Below are 274 nucleotides of genomic sequence, written 5' to 3'. Positions count from 1 at the left end.
CAAGGCGGGCTATACGGTCACCGTGATCGAGAAGGACCCCGTCTATGTCGGCGGGATCAGCCGCACCGTCGAGCATGACGGCTTCCGCTTCGATATCGGCGGGCACCGCTTCTTTTCGAAGTCGCAGCCGGTGGTCGATCTCTGGAACGAGATCCTGCCGGACGATTTCATCGAGCGCCCGCGGATGAGCCGGATCTATTACGAGGGCAAATTCTACAGCTATCCGCTGCGCGCGTTCGAGGCGCTCGGCAATCTGGGCATCTGGCGCTCGACT

General features: G+C 61.7%; 1 protein-coding gene. It reads left to right on the top strand.

What is annotated here, in order from left to right; translation table 11 throughout:
- Window positions 1–274, top strand: a 274-nt coding sequence (locus tag ASE88_RS17590; RefSeq protein ID WP_156357104.1) for an NAD(P)-binding protein, incomplete at both ends; no start/stop codon positions are given.

This window comes from Sphingomonas sp. Leaf38, from assembly GCF_001421825.1.
Lineage (GTDB): Bacteria > Pseudomonadota > Alphaproteobacteria > Sphingomonadales > Sphingomonadaceae > Sphingomonas.
This window is presented reverse-complemented; position numbering and strand designations above follow the sequence as displayed.